The organism is Chromohalobacter israelensis DSM 3043 (assembly GCF_000055785.1).
In the GTDB taxonomy this organism is placed as follows: Bacteria; Pseudomonadota; Gammaproteobacteria; order Pseudomonadales; family Halomonadaceae; genus Chromohalobacter; species Chromohalobacter israelensis.
Window position 1 is genome coordinate 2,968,944 of sequence record NC_007963.1, and the last position, 25,032, is coordinate 2,993,975.

Genomic DNA, 25,032 nt, shown 5'->3' on the forward strand with positions numbered 1-25,032 from the left:
CCTGGAACGACGCCCTGGTTCAAGCCGCGCTGAGCGGCTTGCCCGCGCGTTCGAAATAGTGCACCAGAAAGGTGGCGAAATCCTCATGGTCGGCCCGCTCGATATCGGCCTGCTGCTGATGCGAGGTCTCGACGAGCTGCTCGAACAGCGCCTCGCGGGCACGATCCATGGGCGCATCGCGCAGCTCGGCGGCCTGGCGCTCGGCCAGGCCAAGCATCTGATCGAGATACTCCATGTTCTCGTTGACCAGTTGCGCATAGAGCTGCCCGGAAGGCGTCAATTCGGGATCGTCGAGACGCGGCTTGAGCGCGGCGAGCGCGTCCCGATGCGGCGTCGCGTCTTCCTGAGAGTCGAGCAGCTCGGCCACCGCGTCGAGCTCGTCGAAGATCTCGTGCGACCAGCCCCGCAGGTAGCGCTGGCGACCGCCGACACTGAGCATCAAGTCGGGATCGCGGCCGCGCTCCACCACCAGGCGGCGGTTGTCGTCGAGACGATCGCATTCTTCGTCGGGAATCCAGGGGCTCTCGGAAAGCAGGCACCACAGCAGGAAGGTATCCAGGAAACGCATCTGCGTTTCATCGATGCCCAGCGGCGTGAAGGGGTCGAGGTCCAGGCAGCGCACTTCGATGTACTCGACGCCGCGCGCTTCCAGCGCCTGGGTGGGCGTCTCGTCGTGGCGTGCCACTCGCTTGGGACGAATGTCGCTGTAATACTCGTTCTCGATCTGCAGGATATTGGCGTTGAGCTGACGCCAGTCGCCATCGACGTTGACCCCGAAGCGCTGATAGTCGGGCCATGGGGTGCTGATGGCGTGACGCAGCGTGCCCACGTAGTTCGACAACGAGTTGAAACAGATCTTGAGCTGCTCCTGCACCTTGTTCTGGTAGCCCAGGTCGGACATGCGCAGGCTGGTGGCATAGCGCCCCGCCAGGGTGTGCTTGCCCAGTGCCTCGAGGTGCGACGGTGCCTCGCCGGTCAGAAAGCTGCGGTCCAGCGCCGGAGAAGCGCCGAACAGGTACAGCAACAGCCAGCTATGACGGCGGAAGTTGCGGATCAAGTCGAAATAACGGCTGGAGCGATACCCCTCGAGGCTCTCGCCGGTGCGACCTTCCAGTTCGCGCAACCGTGGCCACAGATCCTCCGGCAGCGAGACGTTGTAATGCACGCCGGCGATGGACTGCATGATGCGCCCATAGCGCACGTCGAGCCCCTTGCGGTAGACATGCTTCATGGTACCGACGTTGGAGGTGCCGTAGTCGGCGATGGTCACGCTGTCGTTGCCGTCGAGGCGACTCGGCATGCTGGCCGGCCAGATCAATTCATCGTCGAGCTTGCGGTAGCTGTAGCGCAACAGGTCGCCGAGAAACGCCAGCGCGTCGGTGGGCCGGCAGTACACCGGCGTGATGTACTCGAGCAGGGCCTCGGAGTAATCGGTGGTGATATAGGGGTGCGCGAGCTTGGAGCCCAGGGCATGGGGGTGTGGCGTTTGGGCGATGCGCCCGGCGCCGTCGACGCGCAAGCCTTCCTTCTCGATGCCGCGGCGCAAGCGGCCGAAGAGCCCTTGGCGAGCCAGCCCCTGCATGCGCTGAATGGCGGTGGCGAGTGGTTCGGACAAGATTAATTCCCTCACGTCTGGGAAAAGCTCGGCTTCTCCCGGTATGTCACCGATGGACCGTATCCGGCCGGCGGTGTCGGCCGGCCGCGTGTGTGCGACAAGCGCATCGCCGGCCATGCCGGCGATGCGACGGCAGCCTGGGCGCGCCGCATGAAAAAACCATTATGGAGGCGTCCCGGCGCCTTTCAAGCCGCACGCGCATTCGGGAGCGCCTCACGATTGGCGACGCGCCTTCTCCAGCGCCTCGCCGAGGGCGCCCAGACCGCCACCGGCCAGGTTCCGGTCGCGCTTGCCCTGCCCGTTCTGGTCACGGCCGCCGCGCTGACGGCGCGACGGCCGTTCGCCGCCGCGCGAGCCCTCGCCGGGCGTATCGCCCATGCGCATCGACAAACCGATCCGCGCGCGCTCGAGATCCACTTCCATGACTTTCACCTTCACGATGTCGCCCGCCTTGACCACCTGGCGCGGGTCCTCGATGAACGTCTCGGACAACGCCGAAATGTGCACCAGGCCATCCTGGTGGACGCCGATGTCGACGAAGGCCCCGAAGTGGGTGACATTGGTCACGCTGCCTTCCAGCACCATGCCGGGTTCGAGATCCTTGAGCGTTTCCACGCCATCGCGGAACTGGGCCGCGCGAAACTCGGGACGAGGATCGCGTCCAGGCTTGTCCAGTTCCTTGAGAATGTCGCTGATGGTGGGCACGCCGAAGGTATCATCGACATAATCGCCCGGATTCAACGACTTGAGGAAATCGCTGTCGCCGATCACGCCCGCCAGGTCCCGCTGGTGTCGCTTGGCGATGCGATTCACCACCGCGTAGGCCTCGGGGTGGACGGCGCTGGCATCGAGGGGGTTGTCACCGTTCATGATGCGCAAGAAACCCGCGCACTGCTCGAACGTCTTGGGCCCCAGCCGGCTGACGTCGAGCAATTCGCGACGCGAGGTGAACTGTCCCTTGGCATCGCGCTGGGCGACGATATTCTCCGCGAGGGTCGGGTTGAGCCCGGAAACCCGCGCCAGCAATGCACTCGAGGCCGTGTTGAGTTCCACGCCCACCGCGTTGACGCAGTCCTCGATGACCGCCTCCAGGCTGCGCGACAGCTGCACCTGGGAGACATCGTGCTGATACTGGCCGACCCCGATGGACTTGGGCTCGATCTTGACCAGCTCGGCCAGCGGATCCTGCAGACGGCGCGCGATCGAGATCGCGCCACGCACGGTGACGTCGAGCTGTGGAAACTCGCGCGCCGCCAGTTCGGAGGCGGAATACACCGACGCCCCGGCCTCGCTGACCATGACCTTGGCGACCGGCCGCGAGACACGCTTGACCAGCTCGCCGGCAAGCTTGTCGGTCTCGCGGCTGGCCGTGCCGTTGCCGACCGCGATCAGGGCCACTTCGTGTTTCTCGACCAACGCCGCCAGCGTCGCCAGGGATTGATCCCAGCGCTTCTGCGGCGCATGCGGATAGATGACGGTGTCTTCCAGATACTTGCCGGTGGCGTCCACGACCACGACCTTGCAGCCGGTACGCAGGCCGGGGTCGATGGCCAGCGTGGCTTTCGCCCCCGCCGGCGCTGCCAGCAGCAGATCCTTGAGGTTGGCGGCGAAGACGTCGATGGCCTCGCGTTCGGCACGCTCGCGCAGGCGACTCATCAGCTCGGTTTCGAGGTGAGTGTACAACTTGACGCGCCAGGTCCAGCGCACCACTTCCTTGAGCCAGCGCGTGGCCGGCCGGGTGCCGGTCAGCGCCACCTCGGCGTGTCTGGCGATGGCCACCTCGGCGGGATGGATCTCGGCCTCCTCCTCGCCGGGGAGACGAATCGCCAGGGACAACACTCCCTCGTTGCGGCCGCGGAACATGGCCAAGGCCCGGTGCGAGGGCGTCTTGGCGAAGGGTTCGTCGTGCTCGAAGTAGTCCGAGAACTTGGCCCCCTCCTGCTCCTTGCCGCTCATCACGCGCGCCGCCAGTTGCCCCTCGCTCCACAGCCGTTCACGCAACTGGCCGACCAGGTCGGGGTCTTCGCTGAACTGCTCCATGAGGATCTGCTTGGCGCCATCCAGTGCGGCCTTGGCGTCCTCGACGGCGGGCGTATCGCCTTCGGCGGCACGGACATATCTTGCCGCTTCGGTCTCGGGGTCGAGATCGGGATCGGCCAAGAGCGCCTCGGCCAAGGGGGCAAGCCCCGCCTCGCGGGCGATCTGCGCCTTGGTGCGACGCTTTTTCTTGTACGGCAGGTACAAATCCTCGAGACGCTGCTTGGTATCGGCGGCCTCGATCTGCGCGGCCAGGGCATCGGTCAGCTTGCCCTGTTCGTCGATGCTGGCCAGCACCGTGCCACGCCGTTCTTCCAGCTCGCGCAAGTAGCGCAGGCGCTCTTCCAGCGTGCGCAGCTGGCCATCGTCCAGTCCGCCGGTGACTTCCTTGCGGTAACGGGAAATGAAGGGAACGGTGGCGCCGTCGTCGAGCAGCGCCACGGCGGCGCTGACTTGCTGGGAACGAACGGCCAGCTCTTCGGCGAGCCGGGAAACGATCTTGAGATTAGCGTCCATGATGTCCTTGACGTTCTCCGGGCCGAGCGAACTCCACTCGGCAAAACTCCGGCCCGCCACAAGGCGGGCCGACATGACGAAAGTGGCGACAAGGTACCACAACCACCGGCGCGACGCAGATGGCGGATCAGGACGTCGCGTCGGGTACGAAGCGCAGCGCCAGGCCGTTGTTGCACCAGCGCAGCCCTGTGGGCGCCGGCCCGTCCTCGAAGACATGGCCCTGGTGGCCACCGCAGCGCGCGCAGTGGTATTCGGTGCGGGGGATCAGCAGCACGAAGTCGAGCTCGGTCAGCAGGTGACCCTGGATGTGATCGTAGAAGCTCGGCCAGCCGGTGCCGGAATCATACTTGGTGCGCGACGAGAACAGCGGCAGGTCGCAGCCCGCACAGCGGTACTCCCCCGCCCGGGTCTCTTTGTCGAGCGGACTGCTGCCCGCGGGCTCGGTGCCATTCTCGCGCAGGATCCGATAGCGTTCCGGACTCAGACGCTCCCGCCACTCGGCATCCGTCAGGGTCAGCGGCTCGACATCCGCCCCCCGCTCGAGGGACAACTTGGGGCGCGCCAGCACGAGGCTCGGCACTGTCCCGAGGGCACCCGCGGCCCCCAGCCACCCCAGAAAACGACGACGCTGCATGGCATTCCCTCCTGTCGATGCACAACGGGGAGAGCCGGTAACCGGCTCTCCCCGTTAGAGGCGCGTTTCCGCGAATGGTTCGCTCAGTCGAGCGAGGGCCCGGCGGCGATGATCGCGTCATCGACGCCGTCGAACTTGGCGAAGTTGTCGATGAACTGCGTCGCCAGCGCCCGCATGTGACGTTCGTACTCGGCGCTGTCCGGCCATGCCTGACGCGGGTCGAGCAGCGTCGGGTCGACGCCGTCCACGGCCACCGGCACGTCCAGGTTCAAGCCGTCGATGTGGCGCGTCTCGACGTCCTTGAGATCGCCGTTCTGAATCGCCGCGATGATCGCGCGCGTGGTGGGGATGCTGAAGCGCGAGCCTCCCTCGCCGTAGGCACCGCCGGTCCAGCCGGTATTGACCAGGTACACGCGCGACTCGAAGGCCTCGACGCGCTTGATCAAGAGATCGGCGTACTCACGTGCGGGGCGCGGGAAGAACGGGGCACCGAAGCAGGTCGAAAAGGTCGCCTCCAGGCCGGCGGAGGCCCCCATCTCGGTGGATCCCACCTTGGCGGTGTAGCCGGAGAGAAAATGGTAGGCCGCCGCTTCCTTGGAAAGCAGCGAGACGGGCGGCAGCACGCCGCTCATGTCGCAGGTCAGGAAGATGATCGCGCTGGGCTCGCCGGCCAGGTTCTCCGGCACGCGCTTCTCGATGTGTTCGAGAGGGTAAGCGGCGCGAGAGTTCTGCGTCAGGCTGTCATCGCTGTAGTCGGGATGACGGCACTCGTCGAGCACCACGTTCTCGAGCACGGTACCGAAGCGAATCGCGTGCCAGATGATCGGCTCGTTCTTCTCGGACAGGTCGATGCACTTGGCATAGCACCCGCCCTCCAGGTTGAACACGGTACCCTCGCCCCAGCCATGCTCGTCGTCGCCGATCAGGTAGCGCGACGGGTCGGCGGACAGCGTGGTCTTGCCGGTGCCCGAGAGACCGAAGAACAGCGTGGTCTCGCCGTCCTCGCCCACGTTGGCGCTGCAGTGCATGGGCAGAACGTCTTTCTCGGGCAGCAGGAAGTTCTGCACCGAGAACATCGCCTTCTTCATTTCACCGGCATAGCGCATGCCGGCGATGAGCACTCGGCGACGTGCGAAGTTGAGGATGACCGTGCCGTCGGAATGGGTACCGTCACGCTCGGGCACGCACTCGAAGTGCGGCGCGTTGAGGATGGTCCACTCGCTCTTGCCCTTGGGGTTGTAGCTCTCGGGACGCACGAACAGCGTCCGCCCGAAGAGATTGTGCCAGGCGGTCTCGGTGGTCACGCGGATCGGCAGGTAATGCTCGGGATCGGCGCCGACGTGCAACTCGGAGACGAAGTTGTCGCCCTCGGCCAGGTAATCCTCGACACGCTCCCACAGGGCATCGAACTTGTCGGCATCGAACGGCTGATTGACGCTGCCCCACTCGATCAGGTCCGCGGTGGAAGGCTCCTTGACGATGAAGCGATCCTTCGGGGAACGGCCGGTGCGCCGACCGGTGATCGCCACGAAGGCGCCGTTGTCGGCCAGGTGGCCTTCGCCACGCGCGATGGCATGCTCGATCAGGGCGGCACTGCTCAGATTGATATGCGTCTGCACGGGGCGTGCGTCATGGGCTGCCGGGGAGGCGGCTTGGGTCGTGGTCATTATCGTGTCCTGGGCCCGGAGGCGGTTCTCTCTCGTTAACCGATGCTTACTCGCCAAGGCCACCCGGGCAATGGGTTGCCTCTTGTCGGGCCATGGCGAGACTGAGGGGGCGGACATTATGGCAAAAAGGACTTGCGCGGAAAACGTTGCCGTCAATGCAACGTCGGCGCCCCCGCTCCCGGGGATTCGATCAACGTCTCGATATCGGCGGCGGTGAAACGATAATGGCTATGGCAGAAATGGCACTGCGTCTCGACCGCCCCTTGTTCGCGCACGATGTGGCGCAGCTCATCGGCGCCCAGGCCATGCAGGGCACTGGCGATGCGCTCGCGCGTACAAGTGCACCCGAAGCGTAACGCCTTGGGCTCGAAGACGCGGGCCTGCTCTTCATGGAAGAGCCGATAAAGCAGCTCGCGTTGATCGAGGTCAAGCAACTCGGCATCGCTCAGGGTCGTGGCCAGGTGCACGGTGCGCTCCCAGGCATCGGGGTCGCGATTGGAGGCGTCATCGGGCAACTGCTGCAGCAGCATGCCTGCTGCGCGATCGCCGTCGGCCGCCAGCCACAAGCGGGTGGCCAGTTGCTCGGAACGTGCGAAGTAATCTTCCAGGCAGGCGGCGAGGGTATCGGCCTCGACGGCGACGATGCCCTGATAACGCTGACCGTCGCGCGGGTCCAGCGTGATCACGATTTGCGCCTCGCCCACCAGGGCGGTCAACGAGGCGTTTTCCTCGGGCAGCGCCGCCTCGTCATCGAGGCGTGCGATGGCGCGCAGCTCGCCCCCGGGGTTGGACTCCGCCATCAACAGCCGCACGGCACCCTGCCCGCGCACTTCGAGGCTGACGGTGCCGTCGAGCTTGACGGTTTCGGTGAGCAGGGCCACGGCACCCAGCAGCTCGCCGAGCTGGCGTCTTACTGCCGCCGGGTAGGCGTGTTTGTCGAGCACATCGGCGTAGGCCTGTTGCAGGCCGACGATTTCGCCGCGCACGTTGGTCTCGTCGAAAAGGAAACGTTGAATCTGGTCGGTCATGATCGGTCGTCGTCACAGTGGGAAAGGCAAAAGGGACGCAGGGCGACGGCGGCCGCCGGCGTCATCAATCGTCGAAGCCATGGCGTTGGAAGTGCTGAATCTCGCGGCGCTGCTTCTTGTCGGGTCGCCCGCGCGGCCCCTGCATGCTCTGATTGGCCAGGCGGCGGTTTTGCGCCTCGCGTTCGCGGCGCGAGGCGCTGGCCGGGGTCTCGCGATAGAGCTCACGCGCCTCGGCGGCCCCGCGACGCTGGTCGGACAATCCGGTCACCTCGACCTCGAGCGTGTCCCAGCCTTGCGGCACCTTGAGCAGGGCGCCGAGCTCGACGCCCTTGCTGGTCTTCACGCGTCCGCCGTTGTAATGCACCTTGCCGCCCTCGATGGCCTTCTTGGCCAGGCCCCGGGTCTTGAAGAAGCGTGCCGCCCATAGCCACTTGTCGATACGTACCGTGTCGCTCATTGCTCCCCCTTATCGCGCCGCGCCATGCAGGACGGAATCACGCCCCGCGCGAACGGGCATAACGTGGGCGCCGGCGCCGCGCTTTTCAAGGCTTCCCGGCATCGACTACCGCCTGGAGATCGCGGGCATTTCTTCCGGCAGGAGAGCGGCGAAGCGCTCGAGGGCGATGAAATCCTCCAGCTCGCGCTCGGGGCGCTGGCTGTCCGGCTGCTTGATCCCCAGCAGATAGCGAATGCCGTATTCACGCGCGCTTTCCAGCACCGAGGGATTGTCGTCGATGAACAGGGTTCGTGCGGGGTCGAACGGCTCGACGTCCTGCAGCGCGAACCAGAACTCGGGAGCTTCCTTGGGAAAGCCCACATCCGCCGAGGAGACGATGGCATCGAGATAATCCTCGAGACCGGTCAACGGCAACTTGAGAGCCAGGCTCTCGCGGTCGGCGTTGGTCGCCAGTATCACGCGCGGATGCGCCTGCTTGAGCCACTTGAGGAAGTCCAGGGCATCGCTGCGCAGGCCGATCAGGTGCTGGATCTCGCGCTTGAGCGCGACCACGTCGACCCCCAGCTCACGGCTCCAGTACGCCAAGCTGTACCAGTTGAGCGTGCCCTGCTCGCCGATGATGCGCGCGCGCAAGGCGCGCTCGTGCTGGGCATCCAGCTTGTGCAGCTCCACGTAACGCTGCGGCAGGTGCTCCAGCCAGAAATGACTGTCGAAGTGGAGGTCCAGCAGCGTGCCGTCCATGTCGAGCAGTACGGTGTCGATGGCGTTCCAATCAATCATGCGGGGCTCCGCCAAGATGGATATCGAAGGTCTTGTGCTCTTATTGTACGCTGCATGACAGAGACCCGCACGGAGACACCATGGCCTTTTCTTCCCGCTCAGGCGATACCCCGCCGCCCGCGCCCGAGACCGACGGAACGCGTTCCAAGCCACGCATCCTGGCGCGCCACGAAGTCGCGCGCAGCCGCTTGTTCGCCATCGAATCGCTGGAACTGCGGTTCGCCAACGGTGCCGAACGTACCTTCGAACGCCTCATGGGCAGCGGCAACGGTCATGGCGGCGGTGCGGTCATGATCGTGGCCATGCCGGACCCCGACCACGTGCTGCTGATCCACGAGTATGCCGCGGGCTTCGACGACTATGCGTTGACCTTGCCCAAGGGCCTCGTCGATCCCGGGGAAGACGTCGTCAGCGCCGCGAATCGCGAGCTGATGGAAGAATGCGGAGTGGGAGCCCGGCACATCGAGCCCTTGGTGGAGCTGTCGCTGGCGCCCAACTACATGAGCCACCGCATGCACGTGATGCTGGCCACCGACCTGTACGAAAAGCGCTTGCCCGGCGACGAACCGGAACCCCTGATCGTCGAGCGCTATCCTCTCGAGGACATCAACGGCCTGCTGGCCCGCGAGGACTTCCACGAAGGACGTGCCATCGCGGCGCTGTTCATCGCACGCGACCGTATGCGCAGCGAGCGCGTCGACGATGCCTGGTGGTAAGGCAACGGGCCGACACCTGGCGACTGGTCGGTCACGACGAAACGAGGCCCCGACATGTCGGGGCCTCGCGTCATCGCATCCTGTGATGTGCCGGCTCTATCCATGAGCCTTGCGGTCATCCGCTCGGTGCGGACTGTCGTTTAGTTCGGATCGACATCCTGTGCGGAATCGACACCGTGATTGTCGGCCGGATCTTCCATGCTTTCCGGTACCGGACCATCGTCGGCAGAAGGCGCAGCGGCCGTCCCGCCTTGCGCTTCGGTGTCGCCATGTTCGGTATTGGCGGACCCCGTTTCGGTGCTCAGATTTTCCTGCTCCCCACCGGGAATGCTGTTTTCCCCGTCGACATGACCTTCGGTCGTGCCGCTGGCGGTACCACCCTCCACCTTGGTGGAACCTTCTTCGGTGTTGGCGGAGCCAACCTGAGCGCTGGTATCGGGCGCGCCGTCATCGTTCGCCAGCGCACCGGCAGCGGGCAATGCCATCAGGGCGGCAAACGTCAGAGCGGTCAACTGCTGTTTCATGCGAATCCTCCTTAATTCTCTCAGCCTTCACATTCAGGTGAAGCGCCTGGGTCGCCTGGCAAAACGCCTTGGCCTAACCCTATACAGACCCTAGACAAGGAAACGGCATGATGCAAGGAATTCGCGCATCGAATCCATGCATGCCCTGTCTCTGCCAGCCACCCATCACGCGACTGGCTCGGCGGCGCCCGATCCCGCACTGCGCCGCCCCGCCTCGAGCACGCGCATCACGGCGAGCGCCTCGTCCACGGGTACCGGATTCGCGCCTTCGCCACGTATCGCGCGCCGGATCCCCGCGTAATAGGCCGGATAGTCTCCCGCACGCGTGTGCACTTCGCGCAGTTCCGGGCGTGCACTGGCATCGCGCACCTTGCCCACCGTATGCAGCCCATGCCGATGGTCTTCGCCCCACTCCGGCGTGGGCAGGCGGTCGCCTCGCTTGAGCATGTCCTCCTGGGGGTCGAGCCCGTGCTTGACGTAACTGCCGTGCGTTCCATGGACCGAAAAGCGTGGCGCAGGCGCGGCCATCAGGCTGCCCGCATGAAGGATCACGCGCAGCCGGTCATAGCGCAGCACGGCGTGAAAATAATCGTCGACCTGCGCCCCGTCCCGCTGGCAGGCCTGGTCGAGCCATATGTCGCGAGGCAACCCGAACAACACCAGCGCCTGGTCGATCAGGTGAGGGCCCAGGTCGTACCAGATACCGCCGCCCGGCGTGTCGGTCTCACGCCAGCGCGCCTTGACCTCGGGACGATAGCGGTCGAAGTGCGATTCGAAATGCGCGACCCGCCCCAGATCGCCACGCTGCAGCAGGTCGCGCACGGTCAGAAAGTCCGCGTCCCAGCGCCGGTTGTGGAACACGGAAAGCAGCTTGTTCGCTTGCGCCGCTTTCTCGGCCAGGGACTCGGCCTCCGCAAGCGTCACCGTGAACGGCTTGTCGATCACCACGTGCTTGCCGGCGGCCAGGGCGGCGCTGGCGAGGTCGTAGTGGGTATCGTTGGGGGTGGGGATCACCACCAGGTCGATATCCTCGCGCGCGAATAGCGATGCCGCGCTGGACTCGACCTCGACCTGCGGCCAATCGGCCCTGACCTTGGCGGCATCGCTGCTGGAAATCGCCGTCAGTGCCATGCCGCTGTCCGCCATCAGCAACGGTGCGTGAAACGTCTTGCTGGCGAAGCCATAGCCCACCAGCCCCACCTTGATCTCATCGGTCATGCGTGAATCCCTTCTGCTCCTGCGCTACCTGCTCTGATCTCGCTCCCGGGCGCCCCACTGCCGACCATCGGCACATACCGTGACAAAGCGTCACCAAAAAACCGCACTGCCCGGTACCGCGCGAGCCATACTGAAAGGTGGCTCCATGCATCATGCCACCGCCACCCGGAGAGACGTTATGTGCTGCTCGGAAGAGAGTCTCGAAATGCTACTGGATCTATTATGGTACGACATCGAGCAGTGGCTAATCATGGACGACGCTGCCAGCACCTGGCAACTCGCCGCCTGACCGAGCCATGATCGTTACCGCGAGGCCCGCACTGACACGACAGCGCGGGCCTCGTTCTTGAAGGATACCTGGCAACGAGATGCCGCGATCAATCGTCCAGCGCTTCGGGCAGATCGGTGACCGCCCCTTTCGATGCCGAGCTGACCGTCTTGGCGTACTTGGCCAGCGTGCCGCGCGTATAACGCGGTGCCGGGCGCTTCCAGGCCGCACGGCGGCGCGCCATCTCGGCGTCGTCGATATGCAGCGTCATGATGTCGTTCTCGGCGTCGATGGTGATCTCGTCACCGTCCTCGACCAGGCCGATGGGGCCGCCGACGAAGGCTTCCGGCGTGATGTGACCGACCACGAAGCCATGGCTGCCGCCGGAGAAGCGTCCATCGGTGATCAAGGCCACCTTGTCGCCCAGGCCACGGCCCATGATCGCCGAGGTCGGCGTCAGCATTTCGCGCATGCCGGGACCGCCCTTCGGCCCCTCGTAGCGAATCACGACGACGTCACCGGCGGCCACGGTCAGGTCGTTGATGCGCGCCTGGGCCTCCTCCTCGGAGTTGAACACGCGAGCACGCCCGGTGAAGCGGGTACCTTCCTTGCCGGTGATCTTGGCCACCGCTCCCTCTGGCGCCAGGTTGCCGTAGAGAATGCGCAGGTGGCTGCTCGATTTGATCGGTGCCTCCAGCGGCTTGATGATTTCCTGCCCCGTCGGATAAGGCGTCACGTCGGCCAGGTTCTCGGCCAGCGTCTTGCCGGTCACGGTCAGGCAATCGCCGTGGAGCAGCCCCGCATCGAGCAGAATCTTCATCATCGGCTGAATGCCGCCGATCGCCACCAGCTCGCTCATCAGATAATGACCGCTGGGGCGCAGGTCGGCGAGCACCGGGACGCGCTTGCCGATCTCGGTAAAGTCGTCGAGCGAGAGCTCGACCCCGATGGTGTTGGCCATGGCAATCAGGTGCAGCACGGCATTGGTGGAACCGCCGAGGGCGATGACCACGGTGATGGCGTTCTCGAACGCCTTGCGGGTCATGATGTCCGAGGGCTTGATGTCCAGTTCGAGCAGCTTGAGCACGGCCTCGCCGGCGGCGCGACTATCGTCCTTCTTGCTCTGGGATACCGCGTCCTGAGCCGACGAATTGGGCAGGCTCATGCCCATGGCCTCGATCGCCGAGGCCATGGTGTTGGCGGTGTACATGCCGCCACAGGAGCCCGGCCCGGGAATCGCGACTTCCTCGATCTGCTTGACCTCGATCAGCGACTTGTTGCCCTGGGAGTAGGCGCCCATCGCCTCGAATACCGAGACCAGGTCGGTGTGCCCGGCACCGGGCTGGATGGTACCGCCGTAGACGAAGATGCTGGGCCGGTTGAGACGTGCCAGGCCGATCATGCAGCCGGGCATGTTCTTGTCGCAGCCACCGATGGCCACCACCCCGTCGAACCCCTCGCAGCCGGAGACCGCCTCGATGGAATCGGCGATGATCTCGCGCGAGGCCATCGAATACTTCATGCCTTCGGTGCCGTTGGCGATGCCGTCGCTGATGGTGATGGTATTGAAGACCACGCCCTTGCCACCGGCGGCGTCGGCGCCGTCACTGGCGGCATCGGCCAACACGTTGATGTGGCTGTTGCACGGCGTGACGCGACTCCAGGTCGAGGCGATCCCCACCTGCGGCTTCTTGAAATCCTCGTCGGTGAAACCGACGGCACGCAGCATGGCGCGACTGGCGGCCTTGCCGGGGCCGTCGACCACGATGGAGGAATGGCGGCGACGGTGATCGGCGTTGGCGGGGGAGTCCTGCTGGCTCATCAAGTGCTCCTGTTGTGTCGGTATGCCCCACGGGCGGATGTTCGGCGACGCCTGCCGGCTGTGGTGATCCAGCGAACGATGACGGGCGGCATGCGTCGAGGTGTCACGGTCACATGACGTTGCGTGGGCGTGATGGCTCTTGTGGAGCGACGCTCGAGAAAGCGGACGGGCACGCCCCCCGCAGCAAGGGGTAGCCCCATTGTAACGACGTTGGGCGCGATCGGACATCCGATCGCGCCCAATATCAGGCGGGAAATGTTACAGACGGGGTTCTCAGTCGAAGGCGACCTTGGCCACGTCTCGATAGCGATTGGCGAAGTGCACGGTCATCCCCTCCTTGAGGTAATCGGGAAGCTCTTCGTAATCGCGGCGATTGGGCTCGGGCAGAATCAGCTCGAAGATATCGCTGCGCCGCGCGGCGATCACCTTTTCGCGTATGCCGCCCACCGGCAGCACCTGGCCGCTGAGGGTCAGTTCCCCGGTCATCGCCAGCGGACGCCCCACCGGCTGCTGCTTGGCCAGCGACAACAGGGCGGTGGTCATCGTCACGCCGGCCGATGGCCCGTCCTTGGGCGTCGCCCCCTCCGGGACGTGGAGATGGACATGCGTCTCGTCGAAGAAGGTCGGATCGCCGCTGAACTCCTTGAGGTGGGCCATGGCGTAGCTGTAGGCGATGTTCGCCGACTCCTGCATCACGTCGCCGAGCTGGCCGGTGAGCTTGAGACCGCGTGACTTCGCATGCACGCGGGCGGCCTCGACCGGCAACGTCGCCCCACCCATGGAAGTCCACGCCAGACCGGTGACCACCCCGACGCCCTTGAGCACCTTCTCCTTGCGAAAGATCGGCGCCCCCAGGAACGTCTCGAGGTTGTTCACCGAAATCTTGACCGTCTCCTGCTCGTTCTCGAGCATCGCCACCGCCGCCTTGCGCACGATCCGATGCAGCTGCTTCTCCAGCTGACGCACCCCGGCTTCGCGGGCATAGCCCTCGATGACCTTTCTGAGCGCGGCATCGGTGAGATTGATCCGCTTCTTGGGGATGCGGTCGCGCTCGAGCAGCTTGGGCCACAGGTGGTGCTTGGCGATGGCCATCTTCTCCTCGGCGATGTAGCCGGAGAGACGAATCTGTTCCATTCGGTCGAGCAGCGCCGGCGGGATCGAGTCCAGCGTATTGGCGGTGCACACGAACAGCACCTTGGAGAGATCCATGCGCACGTCGAGATAGTGATCGAGAAAATCGACGTTCTGCTCGGGGTCGAGCACTTCCAGCAGCGCCGAGGCGGGATCCCCCTGAAACGACTGCCCCATCTTGTCGACTTCGTCGAGCATGATCACCGGGTTCTCGACCTCGACTTCCTTGAACGCCTGCACCAGCTTGCCCGGCATCGCACCGATGTAGGTACGACGGTGGCCCTTGATCTCGGCCTCGTCGCGCATGCCACCCACCGAGAAGCGATAGAACTCGCGTCCCAGCGCCTCGGCGATGGAGCGCCCCACCGAGGTCTTGCCCACCCCGGGCGGGCCGACCAGCAGCAGGATGGAGCCGCCGACGTCGCCCTTGAAAGTGCCCTCGGCGAGGAACTCGACGATGCGCTCCTTGACGTCGGTCAGGCCATCGTGGTCGCGATCGAGCACCTTGCGGGCGCGCGGCAGATCGAGCTGGTCCTCGGAGGTGATGCCCCAGGGCAGCGAGGTCAGCCAGTCGAGATAATTGCGCGTGGTGCCGTACTCGGGCGAGCCGGTCTCGAGCACCGAGAGCTTGCCCAGTTCGTCCTCGATGCGCTCCATGACATGCTCGGGTACCTGCAGGTTCTCGAGCCGTTCGCGGAACGTATCGACGTCATTTTCGCGGTCGTCCTTGGAAATGCCCAGTTCGCGCTGGATGACCTTGAGCTGCTCGCGGAGAAAGAACTCGCGCTGGCGCTCCTGCATCTGCGCATTGACCTGCTCGCTGATCTCGCTTTGCAGTTGCGCGACCTCGATTTCCTTGCGCAGCAGCGGCAGGACCTTCTGCATCCGCGACATCACCGGCAGGGTCTCGAGCACCTCCTGCAGCTCGCCCCCCTTGGCCGAGGTGATGGCGGCCGCGAAGTCGGTCAGGGGACTGGGCTCATGCGGGCTGAAGCGATTGAGGTAGTGCTTGAGCTCCTCCCCGTACAGCGGGTTGATCGGCAGCAGTTCCTTGATGCCGTTGATCATCGCCATGGCGTAGGCGCGCGCTTCCTCGTCGCTGGCCTCGATGGGCTCCTTCGGATAGCTCACCTCGACCAGGTACGGGGGCTTCTTCGACAGCCAGCGCACGATGCGAAAACGCCGCACCCCCTGCGCGATGAACTGGATCTGCTGATCTTCCACCTGGGTGCGGTGGACCTTCACCGCCGTACCGATCTCGGGAAAATCGTCGGGCCCCAGCTCGTCGACGCCGGCATCGCCGACATAGGCCACGCCGACACTGTGATGCGGCGTGTTGTCGACCCGATCCATCGTCTCCTGCCAGCGCTCGCGGTGGATGACCAGTGGCTGCACCTGAGCGGGGAAGAACGGCCGGTTGTGAATCGGCAGCAAGTAGATGCGCTCGGGCAAGTACTCCTGGGTCGGCACGACAGCTCCGCCATGGGACGTCGAGCCATCCCGTTCGGAGAGGGTGTCATCGGTGTTGCGCGGAGACCCGTCGCGTGGGGCGTCGAAGTCCCGGGGTTGATCCTGGTCGTGTTCGCTCATCGTTCACCTTGAGATTCATCGGGCAAATGCCGCATTTGCCAAAGGGATGCGGGCGCGCCACGCGAACTTCAAGCCTGGATGTCCTGCCGGTTACCAGCGGAGCGCTTGTCCGTTGACCTGCCACTCGCCTTGCGACACGCGAAACTCCAGGCGCGACGTGTCCGGCGACAACCCCAGATACAGCGACAGCAGTGGCGGTGCATCGCGCAGCGTGACTCGACCGTTCAGGCGTCGCTGCAGATGCCGCCAGAAGGCAGGGGTCGTCACCGAGCGCGCCGCCAGGGGCGCCAGATCATCACCGTCGAGCATCATCTCGCCGTGCGCCCGGCTATCGACACCGAATGCCTCGCTCGACACCTGCAAGGACGACAGGATCAGGCGCGGCGAGTCCTGCAACAGCGCGACGAGCACCGGCGTCAGGCGCTCCCAGTCGACGGTGCCGGGGGCGACGGTGTCATTCTCGGCTGACGCCACCGCCTGGTCGCGCATGTGCGCGATCAAGGTTCGCACGGCCTCGCCATCGACGTCTGTCAGCGACAGCGAGAGTCGTCCCGACGCCACCTGCTCGCCGCCCACGACGACGGAACCGACCCGGCCCTCGCCACGGTAGTGCAAGGCGTCGTCGTCCAGGCGAATGTCGGCTTCATGGGAGACATTCTCCAACGCGAACGGCGCGCCACCGAGCAGACGCAACTCCGCCAGGGAAAGCGACAGGGTGTGATGAAACCGGCGAGCATCGCCACGAAAGCGGCCCTGGACGTCGAGCTCGCCCGACAGGATGCCGCCGTTTTCACGGGTCAGACGCGAGGGCGCCGAATGCAGGTGATAGCGCACGTCCCCGACATGACCGGACAAGGTGAGCTCGCCCGCGCCGAGGCGGGCCCGTGACGCCGCCTCCCCGCGCAGGGTCGCCGTCGACCAGACCAGGCGCCCCGTCATCTCGCGCGTCAGAGTGCGATAGGTGGCGTGCCATGTCGGTGCCTCGCTGGTCTGCCACCGCGACTCGTCCATCCGGGGCAGCTCGATCTCGCCGTCGAGGCGGGTAGCGAGCAGGCCGTGTCGCATGCGGTAGGGTAAAACGATGTCGAAGGGTGCATGCCCGGCGGGGGCATCCGCCGCGAGTCGCAGCACGCCGGACGAATGTCGCCACCCATGTTCGACCTCATGGCGCGAGGCCTGCCACCCGGGTTGCGCGTCGAGGCGCTCGGTCAACCGCACCAGAGCACGTTCACCGGCCTGGCTCGACCACCACTGCGCCGTCCCGGCCCCCATGCCCAGCAGCAACGCCACACCACCCGCAACCCACCAGCGCTTGCGCATCTCGTCGTCTCTCCCGATGATTCAGCGTCTCGACGGACCGGTATGCCGCCATTGTCAGTGAGGCATGTCGTTGGCCATGCGCAATGCTTGCCGCGATGCGGCCAAGGTAGGACGCAAGGCCTCCCATTGCCGGCCGACTTCCGCCACGTCGCCCTGACGGGCGGCAGCCTCCAGCCGGTCGCTGTCGCGTACCAGACATGCCAGATCCAGCGATGCCGACTCACCCTTGAGCCGATGCGCCAATTCGGCAGCCCGTGCCAGGTCCGACTGCGCGATGGCGGCCTCCAGGGCATCCTCCAGAAGACGCGCTTGATGCTGCCAGGCCGCGACCAGCGCACTGCGCTGCGCCTTGCCGAGCGTCTCGCCCAGCATCGCGAAGGCCTGGTTGTCGAGCAACGGCGGCTCGCCAGCGTCCGTTTCCGCCGCCGAGGGCGCCGGCGCCGCCGGCATCGGCTCGGTATCGACATCGCACAGGCCGTAGCGTATCAAGACGTCACGCAAGGCTTGCTGACGAATGGGCTTCGTCAGTACCTCGACCATGCCGGCGTCCAGCGCGCGTTGATGCTCGAGGGTCGTCACGCTGGCGGTCATCGCGATCAAGGGCGTGGCCTGATTGGGACCGGTCTGCTGACGCAGGCGCCGGGCGGTTTCCGGACCATCGAAGCCCGGCATGCGGATGTCCAGGAATATCAAGGCGAACGGCGTATCGGCGGTCAGCTCCAGGGCAGCCTCCCCGCTATCGACCACCGTTACCGTCTGTCCGAGGCGCTCGAGCATGGCAACCGCCACCTGACGGTTGACGGGATTGTCCTCCACCACCAGCAAGGGCGCCGGGCAGGTATCGCGCGCGCTCGCGTCCGCTTCCTGCTGGGGAGCCGTCGCCGGAGTCTCGCTCGCGCTGGGCAGCGGCAGCTCGAACCAGAATCGGCTGCCCTCCCCGGCGGGGCTCGACACCCCGATACGCCCCTGCATGGCCTCCACCAGACGCTTGCTGATCGCCAGCCCCAACCCCGTACCGCCTTGATAATGCACGGCGGAAGCCCCCTGGTAGAACGGCTGGAACAAGCGCTGCGGGTCGGCATCTTCGATGCCGCAACCGGTATCGCGAACTTCGAAGTGCATCCAGTCGCCGCGCATCGGCTTGACGATCAGCGTCACACTGCCACGAGAGGTGAACTTGAGGGCATTGGAAAGCAGGTTGAGGAGCACCTGACGCAAGCGTCCGGCATCGCCCAGCGAGTGCGACGGCACGCTGGGGGCCACATCGCTGATCAGCTCGACATGCTGGGCCCGGGGCTCGAGCAGCCGCAGCAGCGAGTCGATCAGGGCCTGGAGTGAAAACGTCTCGCGCTCGATCTCCAGGTGCCCTGCTTCGATCTTGGAAAAATCCAGCAGGTCGCTGATCAGGGTCAGCAGCTGAGAGCCGCTTTCATGGATCGTCTCGACGTATTGATGGGAGGTCCCGTCCAGTTCCCGCTCACGCAGCAATTCCGTCATTCCGAGCACGCCGTTGAGCGGTGTGCGAATCTCGTGGCTGACCGTGGCCAGAAAGTCCGACTTGGCCTGGTTGGCGCTTTCTGCCTCGCGCGCGGTGTCCTTGAGCTCCTGACTGAGATGTTCCAGTGCCTGGCGCGCGGCGATGTTATCGCCGGCCTCCTGAAACAGAAACCGGATCACCAGCACGGTGGCGCCGCACATCAGCAGAATCAGCGCCAGCAAGGTGGCGTACAGCGTGAGCTGCACTTCCCGCTCGCGCGTCTTGGCCTGCGCCAGGTAGGCATTGACCGCCACCACCAGACGCTCGCTGAGACCGCTCAGGGCTTGCAGCCGCTCGTCCAGGGCCGACAGGCGCGGCGTGTCGGGCGACATGCGTCTCAACGCGGCATCGAGTGCATCGCTGCGCGACAGAATCTCGGGCACCAGGGCACGCGCATCGGGCAACGACCGAAACAGCTCCGCGATCTCGCCCTGGCGCAGCAGGTTGATGCGGCTATACAGCAGCTCGAACCGCATGCGTACGTCGTGGAGCGCCTGCGGGGTGTCCTCGGCCTGCAGCACCGCGTTGCGCATCTGGATGGTTTCGCGGTCCAGCTTGTAGGCCGCCCAGGCGGCATCGCCGGCCACGTTCTTGGCAAGCACTTCCTGACGCCAGACGATCAGGCTGACGACGACCAACGCAGCGGCGAAAAACAGAATCGCCGCGGAGGCTCCGAGCTTGAGCCGCAGCGGCAAGCCGGTGACCAGACGAAGACGCGAGCGCCAAGCCATCGTCACTCCACGACGATGCGCGAGACTTGCCAGACCGAGCGGAAACGTACCGCCTCGGTCTGCAACTCGGGATAATCGTCGAACGGATAGAGCACGAACAACGGACCGTATTCGCGTACCGGCATGGGCTCTCCATCACGCCGCATGGCCAGGATGACGCCATAATCCCGCGCCTCGCTCAGCGGGACGTCCGCAGCGAAATCATTGAGCGCGACCACATGCAGCGAATCGCCCTGGCCCCCCACCGCATCGACGAGCCCACTCAGCAGCGGCCCCTCGAAGCGCGACACCCCCTCGGTCCAGGGCGTATGCGTCACGATGGTGCCTTGAGGCAAGCCTCTCAGCATGGCGCGGTCGAAGCGAGCCACGCCGTCGCCGTTGGTACGCACGATATCGCCGCTCACCGTCAGCATCACCTCCCCCCGGGGAGTCGGTAACGAGCTTGCCTGTGCCGACGTCATACCGACCAGCGCCACGAGGATGGCGATCACCAGGCATCGCGAGCCTCGGTACCTGTTATTGCATCGTCTCATTACCGTTTCCTGCATGACTCACCGCCTGTTGATACCCGATGAACGCATCCTGATGATAGGCGTGACCCTATCACCGGACCGCCACATTTTCATGCCCGCCCCGGGCCATTGATGCCTCGATCAGAGGGCATGCTCCAACACCTCGACGGGGGCACCACGCATGATGCGCCCCTCGTTTTCGGCGATGAGATTCTGCCCGAAATACACCTTGCCGCCTTCGCCGCGCCGATAGCTCGCCAGGGTTCGCAACGGCTCCCGGCCGGCCTTGAACGTTCCCGTGGCGGGATCGACGCTGATCATCGCGCAACGCGAGCACGGCTTGCCCACGCGCATCACGACCTCGCCGATACGAATGCGCCGCCAGGCATCCTCGGCGTAGGCCTCGGTGCCGGCGACCACCAGGTTGGGACGGAACTGGGCCATGACATGCACGTCGTCGGTCCGCGTATTGAGATCGTCGAGCGAGGCTTCGGAAATCAGCATCAACGGGTAGCCGTCGGCGAAGCTGACACGCCGGGCGATGCTGTCACGGTAACGCGGGGATTGCTCGCCCAGCCACAATAACCGCGCCGGCTCTCCCGCGACCTCGCTGAACCAGGCATCGAGTCGAGGATGCGTGGTCAGGGCCTGGAAGTCGTCGGCCCAGACCGTGGTGGCGAACGCCGCGCGCGCGAAATCCGTCACCGCCATGTGCAGCGTCGGCAGTTCAGGATGAGCAAGCGTTAGCGTCTCGCCATCGAAGGTCGTCATGGCTCGCTGAAGTTGCGGGTGAGTTCGAGCGGTCAGAAAGGTGCCATCGGGCTTGGCGACCATGAAACGGCGGTCACCCGCCAATCCTTCTTCTCCGACCCAGGCCGTGTCCTGCGAGCGTCCCGCCGTGGATTTGATGGGATATAGATGAATCGCAGACAGCGTGACCATGGCAACCTCGCGGGACGTGGGAACGGGAAAATCGCGGCGCCGGGCCGCATGCTCGCCATTGTCGCAAAAAATCCCGTTCGCCGCTGCGCCCCGCCATCATCAAGCGCTCTCGTGAATCTGCCGTGGACCGGAAACGAAGACGCCCGCCCCACCAGGGGACGGGCGTCCAGACCACGATGACCGGCCGGTAAAGCGATCAGGTCACCGCATCGGCTCGCGCATCGGGCGCCTGACGCCGCCGACGCTGCAGCCAGACCACGAGGGCGAAGACCGCCAGTCCGGGTATCCACATCCACTCTTTCGGCCAGCGTTCCACTGGCGCACGGATGGCGACGATTTCCTGATCGAAGTCGAAGCCCAGCTTCTCCGCCTGGCTGCCGAACTCGGTCATGTCGACCAGCGTCTTGCCATCCTGCTGCATCAGCGTCAGCCCCAGGTTCTGCATGCGCTCGGCACCCGTATCACCATCCGGCGCCGGCACCAGGATCACGAAACTGGTCGGCGCACCGTAGGCATCGAGGCCGTCGATTCTGACACGCAGGTTGCTGTCATCGTCGATGGCACCCAGCGCCTGCTCGAACTGCGCGGGCGGGATATCGCGATACGGATCGTGAATCGTATCCATCCAGAATCCCGGGCGGAACAGGGTAAACGCCACCAGCAGGAGCAACAGGCTCTCGTACCAGCGGCTCTTCACCAGCATGTAGCCCTGCGTCGCGGCGGCGAAGATCAACATCGCCACCGTGGCGACCACGAAAATGAGCAGGCCATGCCAGAGATTCACGTCGATCAGCAGCAGATCGGTGTTGAAGATGAACAAGAACGGCAAGGCCGCGGTACGCAGACTGTAGTAGAACGCCTGGAAACCGGTACGAATCGGGTCGGCCCCGGAGATCGCCGCGGCGGCGAACGACGCCAGCCCCACTGGCGGCGTCACGTCGGCCATGATGCCGAAATAGAACACGAACAGGTGCACCGCGATCAACGGCACGATCAAGCCGTTCTGCTGCCCCAGCTGCACGATGACCGGTGCCAGCAGCGCGGAGACCACGATGTAGTTGGCCGTGGTCGGCAGTCCCATGCCCAGGATCAGGCTCAGCACCCCGGTGAGCAGCAGCATCAACAGCAGATTGCCCATCGACAGCGTTTCGACCAGATCCGCGAGCACCAGCCCCACACCGGTCTGCGAGACGGCACCGACGATGATCCCCGCCGCCGCCGTGGCGATACCGATGCCGATCATGTTGCGCGCGCCGTCGATCAGCCCTTCCCAGAGATCGATGCAGCCACGCTTGACCTCCTGGCCCAGGCCCCCGCGTCCCCGGAAGAACGCTTCCAGCGGACGCTGGGTCAGGATGATCACGATCATGAACACCGTCGCCCAGAACGCCGAGAGGCCCGGCGACAGACGTTCCACCATCAAGCACCACACCAGCACCACGACGGGCAACAGGAAGTACAGCCCCACCATCACCGTGGGCCGCGTCTGCGGCAGCTCGGTCATTTCGCTGTTGGCATCGTCGTGGGCGAGCTCGGGGTAGCGCGACCCCACCTTGAGCAAGCCCACGTAGACCACAGCCAGGCCTATCGCCGCCACCCAGGGCATGGCCTCGCCGAGCACCGGCTTGAGCCAGCCCAGACCGTAATAGACGACCAGCGCCAGCACCATGATGCCGATCAGCCCGGTCAAGAACCCTACCGCCTTCTGCAGGAAAGGACGCACCGGGTTGCTGCTTTGCAGCCCCTTCATGTTCGCCTTGAGCGCTTCGAGGTGCACGATGTAGATCAGCGCGATGTACGAAATGACCGCCGGCAGAAAGGCATGCTTGATGACCTCGACATAGGGAATGCCCACGTACTCGACCATCAGGAAGGCCGCGGCCCCCATGACCGGCGGCATGATCTGGCCATTGACCGAGGAAGACACTTCGACCGCGCCGGCCTTGGTCGGCGAGAACCCGACGCGCTTCATCATGGGAATGGTAAAGGTACCGGTGGTCACGGTATTGGCGATCGAGGAGCCCGAGATGAGCCCCGTCATGCCCGAGGCGACGACCGCCGCCTTGGCGGGGCCGCCACGGTAGTGCCCCAGCATCGAAAAGGCGACCTTGATGAAATAGTTGCCGGCGCCGGCCTTGTCCAGCAGGGCACCGAACAGCACGAACAGGAACACGAAACTGGTCGACACGCCCAGGGCGATGCCGAAGACGCCTTGCGAGGTCAGCCACTGGTGATTGACCAGTCCATAGAGACTGACGCCACGGTGCGCCAGCATTCCCGGCATGTAAGGGCCGGCCAGCGAATAGACGATGAAGACCAGGGCCACGATCATCAGCGGCGGCCCCAGCGCGCGGCGGGTCGCCTCCAGCAGCAGGAGCAGGCCGATCACCCCGATGATGACGTCTTGCAGGATCGGCGCACCGGGACGCTGCGCCAGCTGCTCGTAGAAGACATACATGTAAGACGCGGCGAAAGCGCCCACCAGTGCCAGCCCCCAATCCAGCAGCGGCACGCGATCGCGCGGGGAACGCTTCAGGGCCGGATAGGCCATGAAGGCCAGGAAGATGGCAAACGCCAGGTGAATGGAACGTGCCTCGGTGGCACTGAAGATCCCGAACCCGAACACGAAAGGCAGGGGCGAGGCGATCCATAACTGAAATAGCGACCAGAGCGCCGCTACGCAGAGCAGCAACTTGCCCACCGGACCGCTCGGGTGACGCGATCCGGTCTCGTTGGCGGTCAGCGCCTCCAGCTCGGCGTCACGCGAGGGTGCCGTCGACTTATCGTCTTGCATACTGTTGTCCTGGTGGTGCCGGTATCCGACGCACGAGGGAACCGCGTCGACCGGCGTGAAAACACATCACAGGCCTCATTCGCCATCGCGTCGCCAGAACCAGCGATGCGCGGCGCCGAAGCGGCCGCGCATCATTCATGACGACGTTGAGCCGACGCTTACAGCCAGCCACGTTCCTCGTAATAGCGCTTGGCGCCATCATGCAGCGGCGCGGACAGACCGTCGGAGATCATTTCTTCCGGCTGCAGGTTGGCGAAAGCCGGGTGCAGACGCTTGAAGCGATCGAAGTTGTCGAACACCGCCTTGACCACTTGATAGACGACGTCGTCATCCACCTTGGAGGAGGTCACGAAGGTCGCCTTGACCCCGAAAGTCTCGACGTCCTCGTCGTTGCCCTTGTACATGCCGCCGGGAATCACCGACTTGGCATAATAGGGATACTCCTCGACCAGGCCGTCCACCGCGTCGTCGTTAAGCGGGACGAGATTCGCATCCACGGTCGTGGTCGCTTCCTGAATGGCGCCATTGGGATGACCGACCACATAGGCCATGGCATCGATGTTGTTGTCCGCCAGCGCCGATGCCATTTCCGCGGCGCCCAGCTCGGAAGCCATCGAGAACACGTCGGTGTCCCAGCCTTCGGCTTCCATCAGCACTTCCATGGTCGCGCGCTGGCCCGATCCCGGATTGCCGATATTGACACGCTTGCCCTTCAGGTCGGCAACGCTGTTGATGTTGGCGTCCTTGCGCGCCAGAACCGTCAACGGCTCGCCGTGCACGGAAAATACCGCACGCAGGTCTTCCATCGGCTGCTCGAAGTCTCCCTCGCCATTGTAGGCGCGGTACTGCACGTCCGACTGGGCGACGCCCATGCTCAGCTCACCGGACTTGATGCCGTTGATGTTGGCCACCGAGCCGCCGGTAGAAGGCGCATTGCAACGAATGTTGGTCTCATCCGAGTTGCGATTGACCAGGCGACAGATCGACTGACCGACCACGTAGTAGACCCCTGTCTGCCCACCGGTCCCGATGGTGACGAAGCGCTCCTGGTCCTGCGCCACCGCCGGCGTGGACAGCGTGGCAGCACCCAGCAGGGCCCCCGAGAACAACGCAGCGGTAAAGGCGTAACGTTTCATGCATGCACCTCTTTAACATTATTTTGACGAACCGGCGGCCGGAACAAGGCCCGCGCC

The 25,032-nt window shown here is 65.0% G+C and carries 18 protein-coding genes; 1 reads left to right on the forward strand and 17 read right to left on the reverse strand.

Annotation, left to right across the window (positions count from 1 at the left end):
• Positions 1-19 precede the first annotated feature (19 nt).
• The 7 genes from gshA to yrfG form a co-directional block, all read right to left on the reverse strand.
• Positions 20-1,582, reverse strand: coding sequence for a glutamate--cysteine ligase (gshA, locus tag CSAL_RS13435; RefSeq protein WP_050934585.1), 1,563 nt, complete (start codon positions 1,580-1,582; stop codon positions 20-22).
• Between the two features lie 246 nt (positions 1,583-1,828).
• Positions 1,829-4,168: a Tex family protein gene (locus CSAL_RS13440; RefSeq protein WP_043558576.1), complete on the reverse strand. Its 2,340-nt coding sequence runs from the start codon at positions 4,166-4,168 to the stop codon at positions 1,829-1,831.
• Between the two features lie 127 nt (positions 4,169-4,295).
• Positions 4,296-4,802 (reverse strand): peptide-methionine (R)-S-oxide reductase MsrB, encoded by a 507-nt coding sequence (gene msrB / locus CSAL_RS13445; RefSeq protein ID WP_011507949.1) that lies wholly within the window; start codon positions 4,800-4,802, stop codon positions 4,296-4,298.
• Positions 4,803-4,885: 83 nt separating this feature from the next.
• Complete coding sequence (locus tag CSAL_RS13450) at positions 4,886-6,469, reverse strand: phosphoenolpyruvate carboxykinase (RefSeq protein ID WP_011507950.1); 1,584 nt, start codon at positions 6,467-6,469, stop codon at positions 4,886-4,888.
• Positions 6,470-6,621: 152 nt separating this feature from the next.
• Positions 6,622-7,497 carry an Hsp33 family molecular chaperone HslO gene (gene hslO, locus CSAL_RS13455; RefSeq protein ID WP_011507951.1) on the reverse strand — a complete coding sequence of 292 codons (876 nt, stop codon included), beginning with the start codon at positions 7,495-7,497 and terminating at the stop codon, positions 6,622-6,624.
• 64 nt (positions 7,498-7,561) lie between these two features.
• On the reverse strand, positions 7,562-7,954 hold the full coding sequence (locus CSAL_RS13460) for an RNA-binding S4 domain-containing protein (RefSeq protein WP_011507952.1): 393 nt from the start codon (positions 7,952-7,954) through the stop codon (positions 7,562-7,564).
• A 105-nt stretch (positions 7,955-8,059) separates the two neighbouring features.
• On the reverse strand, positions 8,060-8,734 hold the full coding sequence (gene yrfG / locus CSAL_RS13465; protein WP_011507953.1) for a GMP/IMP nucleotidase: 675 nt from the start codon (positions 8,732-8,734) through the stop codon (positions 8,060-8,062).
• 80 nt (positions 8,735-8,814) lie between these two features.
• Between yrfG and nudE the strand changes: the two genes are divergently transcribed.
• Positions 8,815-9,450: an ADP compounds hydrolase NudE gene (nudE, locus tag CSAL_RS13470; RefSeq protein ID WP_011507954.1), complete on the forward strand. Its 636-nt coding sequence runs from the start codon at positions 8,815-8,817 to the stop codon at positions 9,448-9,450.
• A gap of 140 nt (positions 9,451-9,590) precedes the next feature.
• Here the strand turns inward: nudE and CSAL_RS13475 are convergent, their stop codons facing one another.
• The 10 genes from CSAL_RS13475 to CSAL_RS13520 form a co-directional block, all read right to left on the reverse strand.
• The gene (locus CSAL_RS13475) at positions 9,591-9,974 is read right to left on the reverse strand and encodes a hypothetical protein (protein ID WP_011507955.1); all 384 of its coding nucleotides are present in this window, start codon (positions 9,972-9,974) and stop codon (positions 9,591-9,593) included.
• A gap of 165 nt (positions 9,975-10,139) precedes the next feature.
• Positions 10,140-11,192 (reverse strand): oxidoreductase, encoded by a 1,053-nt coding sequence (locus CSAL_RS13480; RefSeq protein WP_011507956.1) that lies wholly within the window; start codon positions 11,190-11,192, stop codon positions 10,140-10,142.
• A gap of 377 nt (positions 11,193-11,569) precedes the next feature.
• Positions 11,570-13,282 carry a dihydroxy-acid dehydratase gene (gene ilvD / locus CSAL_RS13485; protein ID WP_011507957.1) on the reverse strand — a complete coding sequence of 571 codons (1,713 nt, stop codon included), beginning with the start codon at positions 13,280-13,282 and terminating at the stop codon, positions 11,570-11,572.
• Positions 13,283-13,555: 273 nt separating this feature from the next.
• A complete protein-coding gene (gene lon, locus CSAL_RS13490; protein ID WP_011507958.1) occupies positions 13,556-16,003 on the reverse strand; it encodes an endopeptidase La in 2,448 nt (815 codons plus the stop codon).
• A gap of 90 nt (positions 16,004-16,093) precedes the next feature.
• Positions 16,094-17,323 (reverse strand): DUF945 family protein, encoded by a 1,230-nt coding sequence (locus CSAL_RS13495; RefSeq protein ID WP_011507959.1) that lies wholly within the window; start codon positions 17,321-17,323, stop codon positions 16,094-16,096.
• 54 nt (positions 17,324-17,377) lie between these two features.
• Positions 17,378-19,591, reverse strand: coding sequence for an ATP-binding protein (locus CSAL_RS13500; protein WP_011507960.1), 2,214 nt, complete (start codon positions 19,589-19,591; stop codon positions 17,378-17,380).
• A gap of 2 nt (positions 19,592-19,593) precedes the next feature.
• On the reverse strand, positions 19,594-20,124 hold the full coding sequence (locus tag CSAL_RS13505) for a putative pterin-binding protein (protein ID WP_011507961.1): 531 nt from the start codon (positions 20,122-20,124) through the stop codon (positions 19,594-19,596).
• Positions 20,125-20,244: 120 nt separating this feature from the next.
• Positions 20,245-21,045 carry an MOSC domain-containing protein gene (locus CSAL_RS13510; protein ID WP_011507962.1) on the reverse strand — a complete coding sequence of 267 codons (801 nt, stop codon included), beginning with the start codon at positions 21,043-21,045 and terminating at the stop codon, positions 20,245-20,247.
• A gap of 196 nt (positions 21,046-21,241) precedes the next feature.
• The gene (locus tag CSAL_RS13515) at positions 21,242-23,839 is read right to left on the reverse strand and encodes a TRAP transporter permease (RefSeq protein WP_011507963.1); all 2,598 of its coding nucleotides are present in this window, start codon (positions 23,837-23,839) and stop codon (positions 21,242-21,244) included.
• A gap of 158 nt (positions 23,840-23,997) precedes the next feature.
• Positions 23,998-24,975 (reverse strand): TAXI family TRAP transporter solute-binding subunit, encoded by a 978-nt coding sequence (locus CSAL_RS13520; RefSeq protein WP_011507964.1) that lies wholly within the window; start codon positions 24,973-24,975, stop codon positions 23,998-24,000.
• Positions 24,976-25,032 lie beyond the last annotated feature (57 nt).